This window comes from Verticiella alkaliphila (assembly GCF_018904615.1).
Taxonomy (GTDB): domain Bacteria; phylum Pseudomonadota; class Gammaproteobacteria; order Burkholderiales; family Burkholderiaceae_B; genus Verticiella; species Verticiella alkaliphila.
Map to the genome: position 1 here is coordinate 25313 of NZ_JADCNH010000043.1, position 8873 is coordinate 34185.

Below are 8873 nucleotides of genomic sequence, written 5' to 3' on the forward strand. Positions count from 1 at the left end.
ACCAGGCGCCACACAGCAGGCGAAAGGAGAAGGTCAGATACGATGCATGAACGGTGTCGGCAACGAGGCCACGAACACCGGATACGCTCAAAGGCGTAATCCGAGATTCTAGCACGAAATCCGGGTTTTCCCGAATCTGTTGACCGACGTTGCAGGATGACGCGGCGTGTGGCGTGCAGACCACAGCCGCCAATCCAGCGAGGGCGGCGCACGGCGGCACGCCGTCGTCACACGCCCCCTCGCCTTCCCTTGGCGGTCACTTGCCCGCCGTGACCCGATTCACGCGACGATCCCGCACGGCCTGGGCCAGCCGATCCAGCACCTGCACGGACGCATCCCAATCGATGCAGCCATCGGTGATGCTCTGGCCGTAGGTGAGCGGCTGACCCGGGATGAGATCCTGACGCCCGCACACCAGATGACTCTCGATCATCACGCCGACGATGCGGTCCTCGCCCCGGCCAATCTGCGTGGCGACGTCATCCACGACATTGACCTGGTTCTCGTACTTCTTGCTGCTGTTGGCGTGGCTGACATCGATCATCAGGCGCTGCGCCATGCCTGCCTTGGCGATGTCCTGGCAGGCCGCGTCCACGCTCACGGCGTCGAAATTCGGTGTCTTGCCCCCGCGCAGGATGACGTGACAATCCTCGTTCCCGTTGGTGGAGACGATGGCCGAATGCCCGCCCTTGGTCACCGACAGGAAGTGATGCGGCTGCGAGGCCGCCTTGATGGCATCCACGGCAATGCGCACGTTGCCGTCCGTGCCGTTCTTGAAGCCCACCGGGCAGGACAGCCCCGAGGCGAGCTCGCGGTGCACCTGGCTCTCCGTGGTGCGCGCCCCGATGGCGCCCCAGGACACCAGATCCGCGATGTACTGCGGCGTGATCATGTCGAGGTACTCGCAGCCGGCCGGCAGACCCAGAGAATTGATGCCGAGCAGGAGCTCACGCGCCGTGCGCAGGCCCTTGTTGATGTTGAAGCTGCCGTCCAGATCCGGATCGTTGATGAGCCCCTTCCAGCCCACCGTGGTGCGCGGCTTCTCGAAGTACACCCGCATCACGATCTCGAGCTCGCCCGACAGGCGGTCGCGCTCGGCCTTCAGGCGGGCGGCGTACTCGAGCGCGGCCTGGGTATCGTGGATGGAGCACGGACCGATCACGACGGCGAGGCGGTCATCCATGCCATGCAGGATGCGGTGCAGACTGTCACGCGCGGCATACACCGTGGACGACGCGGTTTCGGTGCATTGGAACTCGCGCATGAGATGCGAGGGCGGGCTGAGTTCCTTGATTTCCCGGATACGAAGATCGTCGGTGTTGTGCGACACGGCTGGCTCCAGCGAGGATGAGATCGAGATTCAGAAGGCGAAAAAAAAGCCGCCAGTTTTTCACTGGCGGCTTTTCGGGGATTTTTGCTGTCGGTGCTAATCGATCAGGCTGAACGCTTCCCTTCCTCCGCCAGTGGCATCGGAAACCAAAAATAAAAGAAGGCAAAGGAGGTGACGGCGTTCATAGCGAGACGATCCTAGCATGCGCCTCGCGAGACTGGCAACGGGAAATTACCCCCGGCCTCGCCCTCAGCGCGCCTGCCCTCAATCGCGCTTGCCCTTGCGGACCCAGGCTGCGAGCTGGTGCGGGCGCAGGCTGTCGTAGTCTTCGAAGGGCTGGTGGATCCAGGGGTTCGTCGGCAATTGGGCCATATGGAAATCCGGAATTGCCTGCGAGTGCCCCTTCCACCACAGCACGGCGGACTTCAGTTCCGTGATCTGCGGGAACTGCCGGCGCAGGTGCTCGACCACCCGATTGAACGTGAGACCGGTATCGACCATGTCATCGACCAGCAGGACGCGGCCCGAGGGCGTGCCGCGCGTGATGGTGATGTACTGCGCGATGTCGAGCTCGCCCTGCTGCGTGCCGGCGGCTTCGCGGTAGCTGCTCGTGGCAAGAATGCCCAGCGGCACGTCGAAGATGCGCGAGAGCACGTCGCCCACGCGCACCCCGCCACGCGCCAGACACAGGATCTGGTCGAACTTCCAACCGGACTCATGCACCTTCAGGGCCAGCTCCTCGATGAGACGATGGTATTCGTCCCAGGAGATCCACAGGTGGCGATCGTCGCTCGGCTGCGTCATGACGGAACTCCTCTCAGCCCTTGAACGGGTGGCGCAGCACGATGGTCTGCATGCGGTCCGGGCCCGTCGACACGAGATCGATCGGCACGCCGCACAGCTCGGCCACACGCTCCAGATAACGCTGGGCGTTCACCGGCAGCTTGTCGTACTCCGTGATGCCGACGGTCGATTCCGTCCAGCCCGGCAGCTCTTCGAGCACCGCTTCGGCACGGCCCACGGCGTTGGCGCCGTAAGGCAGCACGTCGCGGAACTCGCCATCCATCTGATAGCCCACGCCGAGCTTGATCGACTCCAGGCCGTCCAGCACGTCGAGCTTGGTGATGCACAGCCCCGAGATGCCGTTCATGCGCACCGAGCGCTTCAACGCCGCGCCATCGAACCAGCCGCAACGGCGCGGACGGCCGGTGACCGAACCGAATTCCTGACCGACGCGGGCCAGGTGCTCGCCCGTGCTGTCGGTGAGTTCGGTCGGGAACGGGCCGGAGCCCACGCGCGTGGCGTAGGCCTTGGTGATGCCGAGCACGTAGTCCAGGCTCTGCGGGCCCACACCGGCACCCGCGGAAGCCGCACCCGCCAGGCAGTTGCTGCTGGTGACGAAGGGGTAGGTGCCGTGATCGACGTCGAGCAGCGCGCCTTGCGCGCCTTCGAACAGCAGGTGGCCGCCCTTGGCCTGGGCTTCGAAGAGCGCCGTCGAGACATCCGCCACCATCGGGGCGATGCGCGGGGCGAGTTCCATCGCCTGGTCGAACACGGCCTCGGCCGTGACCGCCTCGGCGCCCAGGTATTGGGTCAGCACGAAGTTGTGGTAATCGAGCGCCTCATCCAGCTTGGCACGGAAGAGTTCCGGCTCGAAGAGATCCTGCACGCGCAGCGCGCGGCGGGCCACCTTGTCTTCATAGGCGGGCCCGATGCCGCGACCCGTGGTGCCGATCTTGGCGTCGCCCTTGCGGACTTCGCGCGCCTTGTCCACGGCCACGTGGTACGGCAGGATCAGGGTGCAGGCCTCGGAGATGCGCAGACGTTCGCGCACGGCCACGCCGGCGGTCTCGAGCTCGGCGATCTCGTTGAGCAGCGCTTCGGGCGAGAGCACGACGCCGTTGCCGATGTAGCACGTGACGCCGGGGTGCATGATGCCCGAGGGGATCAGGCGAAGAATGGTCTTCTTGCCATTGATCCACAGGGTGTGGCCCGCATTGTGACCGCCCTGGAAACGCACGACGCCCTGGACCGATTCGGCCAGCCAGTCGACGATCTTGCCCTTGCCTTCATCGCCCCATTGGGTCCCGATGATGACTACGTTCTTCGCCATGATGAACTTCCCACAAACCGATGAGAGGTGAATGATTCCGGCGCAATCGCGCAACGGCGGGGGCACGCGCGGGCCGCATGAGCGGCCGGCGTCATGCCACCCTGCCTAGCGACGCACCACGACCTGCCAGCCGCGCTCGCCGAGCACGAGCTCGCGGTCGAACGCATACTCCTGCTGGTCCGGCTCGCGGCCCGGCAGGCTTTGCACAACGATGTTGCCGGCCTCGCGAAGCTCCGCGATGGCCTGCATGAGATCCGGCTGTTCGCCCCAGGGCGCCTGGATGGCTGGCACGCTGGTGGCCGGCGCCAGGAGGCCTGCGAGCACGCGCAGGTCCAGGCTGAAGCCAGTGGCCGGGCGAGCCCGGCCGAAGGCACGGCCGACGTCGTCGTAACGGCCGCCACGCACCACGGTGTCGGGCCAGCCGTCCACGTACAACGCGAAGACCGCGCCCGTGTGATAGTGATAATCCCGCGCATCGGCCAAGTCCAGGCTCACCGCCTCGGCGGGCAAGGCGCGGGCCAGGGCTTGCAGGGTATCCAGCGCGGAGGTGACGCCCGGCAGCGCCGGCAGCACGGCACGGGCCTCCTCGAGCACGCTCGCATCGCCATAGAGACGCAGCAGGCGGCGCAGGGCCTCGGTCGTGTCCGGGCGCAGCGCCGCGAACCACGGCGCGAGCCCCGGCTCGTCCTTGGCACTCATGAGATCGCAGAGCGTCTCGGTAGCGCCTGCGGCAGCCGGATCGGCATCCAGGATGGCGCGCACCAGGCCCGCATGCCCCAGATCGACGCGAGCCCCGTGCAGGCCCGCGGCCTGCACGCTCGCCAGCGCCAGGCGCAGGATCTCGACGTCGGCTTCCAGGCCGGTATGGCCGTAGAGCTCGGCGCCGATCTGCAGCGGCTCGCGCGTGGCGGTGAAACCCGCCGCACGCGTATGCAGCACACTGCCGCAATAGCACAGGCGCGTGACGCCCGCCCGGTTCAAGAGATGCGCGTCGATACGGGTGACCTGCGGCGTCATGTCCGCGCGCACGCCCAGCGTGCGGCCCGACATCTGATCCACCAGCTTGAAGGTGCGCAGATTGAGATCGCTGCCTGCGCCAGAGAGCAGCGAATCCAGATACTCCACCAGCGGCGGCATGACGAGCTCGTAGCCATAGGATCGGTACAGATCCAGCAGCGTGCGGCGCAATTCTTCGATGCGGCGCGCCTCGGCGGGGAGGATGTCGGCCAGGTCCTCAGGCAGCAGCCACGTGCCCATGGGAATTCATCCTGAAGCAAGAGAAAACAAAAAACGCAGACGAAAAAAAACGGCCGGTAGGCGTAAGCCTGACCAACCGTCTTTTACCAATAGCTTACAGGGCATTATACATGAAGGGACTACCGCGGCGAATCAGACGATGACGCTCAGGGCGGCACCCCATCCATGGCCTCATGACCGTCGGGCAGCCATGCAAGGGCCGGCCGCTATGGCACATCCGAGCGATTCCCACGACGAGGGTGGCCAGTTACAGTGCGCCATCACCGTCACATCAAGACACATCACCTACGCAAGGAGCCACCCCATGCCTCTCGATCATGACCGTCAGGAACGTCTTCAGCAGCTGCTGTTGAACGATCCACAGCTACTCGCCGATGTGCGCGACGCAAGCGATGCTACGCAGGCCGCTTCGTTGCTGGCGCAGGCCGCGACAACGGCAGGCATTGCAGTTTCCGCGCCCGAGCTGCAGGCGCACGTCGATGCACTGTCGCCGACCGACCTGACGGACGACGCCCTGGCGGACGTGGCCGGCGGCCTGACGCAGGTGGGTCGTCAGTTTCTCACCCTGTTCACCCTCGGGCTTGGCTGCGCGCTCTACGACGTGAAACAAGCCAACAAACCCGACGCGCATTGAGATGACCCCCCGCTTCCCCGGACATCGACCCAGAGCCATTCATGACCCTCTCTGCCAACACCCTCGACGCCATCAAAGCACTCATCGCCAACGACGAGGCCCTGCTCAAGCGCTTGTCGCAGGCGAGCACCCCACAGGCGGCTGCCCACACCCTGGCCGAATCGGGCGGCATGAAGCGGCTGAACTTTTCTGAGTACATGGCCATGAGCATCTTCTCGGTCGGTCTCGCTTGCGCCGCTTACAGCATGGAGCACTCCTCCGGCCCCTGGGACACGCGCTGCCGCTACAACCCCGACTGATCGTCGTTTCCACTCGTGCACGACAGCGCTGTCAGGGCCAGGCGACGCCGCACCTTCAGCGCCCAATCGCCTCGCACCTGCGTTCTGCCGCACTGCCACCTTCGCCCACCCCTCCCATGCCGACCGCCTCCTTCGCGCCCGCGGCGCCTTGCCCAGTGCTTGACGACTCGTGGCTTCACGACATTGCCCGCCGCGCTACCGGCCTGCAGAGCCCGCCCCTGCCGCGTGACGACAGCGTCGATGAGCCGGCGGTGCACGAGCGCTGGAAGCGCTGGCTGCGTTTTGGCGGCGGCCACGACTGGCGCGTGCTGCGACGGCGCATGCGGGCCGAAGGCCTTACCCCGGCAGCGTTGCGCCAGCCGAAATCGCTTGTCAGCCTGCCCGGCTGGTGCGCGACGCTGCGCGAGCTGATAGAAGCGACGCAGTCGAGCATCGAGGTGGCGCTGCCGCCAGGGTGCGATGCCGCGTTCACCGCGCTCCTTTCGCCAGCACTCGGCGTCGCGCGACGAAGGCTCGAGCAGCGCGGCAGCGTCGACCCCGCCCTATGGGCGCCTGAAGCGGCGCACGGCGTGGAATGTGCGCTGCTGCGCCGCCTGGCGCAGATGGCAGGCCCCTGCCTCATCCGGCATTTCGACGCCCAGCGCGGCGGCAATCTATGGCAGACGTTTCTGGGCGGAGCCACGCCCGGGCGCGAAAAGTACGATGCTTTCGTCGCGGCACAACGCGAGGACGCTCTGCGCACGGTGTTCGGCCACTGGCCGGTGCTCGCGCGGCTCATCGCGGTAAAGGTGGAGCACTGGGTGGACATGGTCCATGAGCTGCGCTCACGGCTCGTGGCAGACCATGCCGAGCTGCGCCGGATCTTTTTCCCGGACACTGACAGCGTCCCCGTGACCGCGGTGAGCGCCACGCTGTCGGATCCGCACGAAGGCGGGCGCACCGTCCTGCTGCTGGACTTTGCCGACGGCGGGCGCCTCGTCTACAAGCCGCGGCCGGTTGACACCGAAGCGGCCTTCAGCGAGAGCGTGGCGTGGCTGAATGGCCAGCTCCATGGCACGGATGCCCCCCGGCATCACGTCGCCACCGTGTTGGCACGCGCGGATTACGGCTGGATGGCGTGGATCGAGGCACAACCGATGCCCCCCGAGGCCGCCTCGGCCTACCACTGGCGACTTGGCAGTCTGCTTGCGCTGTACCGCGCGCTCAACAGCACCGACATGCACCACGAGAATCTCGTGGCGGCAGGCGCGTATCCGGTGCTCGTCGATCTGGAGTGTGTGCTGCGTCCGAATGCGGCCGTGCTGGCAGACATGCCGGACGTGGATCTCACGCCGTTGGCGACGGACGTAGGCGGGCTGCTTCAGGTGGGCGCCCTGCCCTTCTATAGCGTGGACGAGCAGAGCAAGATGGCCCTGAACGTCGGCGCCATCGCCCGCGCACCTGGCACGTTCGGCGCCGCCGAGCCCGTCTTCGTGCAGGCGGACACGGATGCCGTCGCCATCCGGCAGCAGCCTGCCGCGCCGCATACCCACCATCACCCCCGCACCGATGCGGGCTGGGTCGATAGCCTGGCGCACCGCGAGGACATCGCCGAAGGCTACCGAACCACCCTCGCGCTCATCCAGGCCCATCGCGATTTTTTGCTGCAAGACGCGGCCAGCCCCTGGCACGCGCTGCGCCGAGCCGAGGGCCGGCATCTGGCCCGCAACACCTGGCACTACGGGGTGCTGCTCAGAGCGGCCGTGGCGCCCGAAGCGTTGAGCGATGGCGTCATGTTCGACCTCACCTTCGAGGCGCTGCACCGACACCTGTCCGTCTTCTCGCCGGGTTTTCGCGCGCTGGCGCGAGCCGAGCGTGCGGCCCTGCGCGACCTGGACGTGCCGCGGGTGGGTTACGCGGCAAACGACACCTACGCGCGCGGCGCGCACGGCGAGCGTCTGGCCGAGATCAGCATGGAGCCGCCCTGGGACACGATGGCCAGGGCATTGATGGCGCTGAGTCCCGTGCAGGTGGACAGCGAATCCGACGCCATCGTGCGTCTGCTCGCCACCCCCTCGCGGGACGCCTTTGCCGGCACGAATGCCGAGACGCGGCTGCGCAGTGCGGTGGATCGCCTCAGAGAGCATGCCAGCGTTCGGCCGGGGTGCACGCCGGTCTGGTACAGCCTGCAGCAGGCCAGTGGCGGCGTGGCGGGCACCCCCGCCCAACCAGGCTTATACGCTGGCAGCAGCGGCATCGCTCTCGCCCTGCTCGCCGGCGCCCTCGTGCTAGACGATGCACCTGCAGCTGAGCTGGCCAAGGCCACGCTCGCAGACAGCGTGGCTTGGTTCGACCGCACGAGCGCGCACATCACGCGCGAGCAGGACATCGTGCCTCCTGGATTCGACACTGGCCGAGCGGGGGTGCTGTTCGCGTTGCAGCAGGCTGCCGCGGTGCTGGACGATGCATCCTGGCAGGACGAGGCGTCCCGGCTCGCGTCGGCCTGGGTAGCTCGCCCGGCCTTCACCGCCGCGCTGCGCGCAGACACGACGCAGGATTTCCTCAACGGCGCGAGCGGCATCGCCCTGGTGCTGCTGCAAGCCCACGCCGACTGCGGTGAGCCCGCGCTGCTCGCGGCGGCGCGGGCCTGCGGCGACCGCCTGCTCGCCACCGCGAAGCGCGGGCCCGCGGGGATGTCGTGGGGCATCGGCCCGACGCACGGCTTGTCAGGGCTGTCGCATGGCGGCGCCGGCATCGCGTATGCACTCGCCGCGCTGTACCGCGCCACCGGCCACCGCCCCTATCGCGACGCCGCCTTTGCCGCCCTCGGGCACGAGGCGACGCTGTTCCACCCGGGGTTGGGCAACTGGCGCGACCTGCGCGGCGCGGGTGAGGCCGACCCGCGCACCGTACAGGCCTGCGGCATGTCGTGGTGCCATGGCGCGCCCGGCATCGTGCTGGCACGGGCCGGCTTGCGCCGTCTGCTTGCCGACGAGCTGAGCCCGAGAGAACAGGCCGACATCGACGCCGACCTCGACATCGGTCTGCGCACCCTCACCCGCGCGCTCGAGCACGCGCACGATGCACCGGTCGACGACCTGTGCTGCGGCACGGCCGGACGCATCGACATCGCGCTGGCCTGCGGCCAGATCCTCGCACGACCCGAGCTCGTCGCGCTCGCGCGCGACAGCGCCGAGCGCTGCCTCACGCATTGGCAGACGCACGGTCTCGCCCGACCCCGCTTGTGGCACACCGAACTGG

Annotated in this window: 7 protein-coding genes; 3 read left to right on the plus strand and 4 right to left on the minus strand. The window is 67.4% G+C overall.

Translation table 11 applies throughout. The features are described from left to right. Window positions 1–256 precede the first annotated feature (256 nt). The 4 genes from aroG to IMZ29_RS19310 form a co-directional block, all read right to left on the minus strand. Window positions 257–1330: a 3-deoxy-7-phosphoheptulonate synthase AroG gene (aroG, locus tag IMZ29_RS19295; protein WP_216187163.1), complete on the minus strand. Its 1074-nt coding sequence runs from the start codon at window positions 1328–1330 to the stop codon at window positions 257–259. Between the two features lie 264 nt (window positions 1331–1594). Beyond that, window positions 1595–2134, minus strand: coding sequence for a phosphoribosyltransferase (locus IMZ29_RS19300; RefSeq protein ID WP_216187165.1), 540 nt, complete (start codon window positions 2132–2134; stop codon window positions 1595–1597). Window positions 2135–2147: 13 nt separating this feature from the next. Further along, window positions 2148–3443: an adenylosuccinate synthase gene (locus IMZ29_RS19305; RefSeq protein ID WP_216187167.1), complete on the minus strand. Its 1296-nt coding sequence runs from the start codon at window positions 3441–3443 to the stop codon at window positions 2148–2150. 105 nt (window positions 3444–3548) lie between these two features. After that, window positions 3549–4700, minus strand: coding sequence for an ATP phosphoribosyltransferase regulatory subunit (locus tag IMZ29_RS19310; protein ID WP_216187169.1), 1152 nt, complete (start codon window positions 4698–4700; stop codon window positions 3549–3551). 304 nt (window positions 4701–5004) lie between these two features. Here IMZ29_RS19310 and IMZ29_RS19315 point away from each other — a divergent pair, with 304 nt between their 5' ends. The 3 genes from IMZ29_RS19315 to IMZ29_RS19325 form a co-directional block, all read left to right on the plus strand. After that, on the plus strand, window positions 5005–5334 hold the full coding sequence (locus IMZ29_RS19315; RefSeq protein WP_216187171.1) for a hypothetical protein: 330 nt from the start codon (window positions 5005–5007) through the stop codon (window positions 5332–5334). A 41-nt stretch (window positions 5335–5375) separates the two neighbouring features. Further along, window positions 5376–5633 carry a hypothetical protein gene (locus tag IMZ29_RS19320; protein WP_216187173.1) on the plus strand — a complete coding sequence of 86 codons (258 nt, stop codon included), beginning with the start codon at window positions 5376–5378 and terminating at the stop codon, window positions 5631–5633. Window positions 5634–5788: 155 nt separating this feature from the next. Continuing rightward, on the plus strand, window positions 5789–8873 hold a 3085-nt coding region (locus IMZ29_RS19325; RefSeq protein ID WP_216187176.1), incomplete at its 3' end, for a type 2 lanthipeptide synthetase LanM family protein.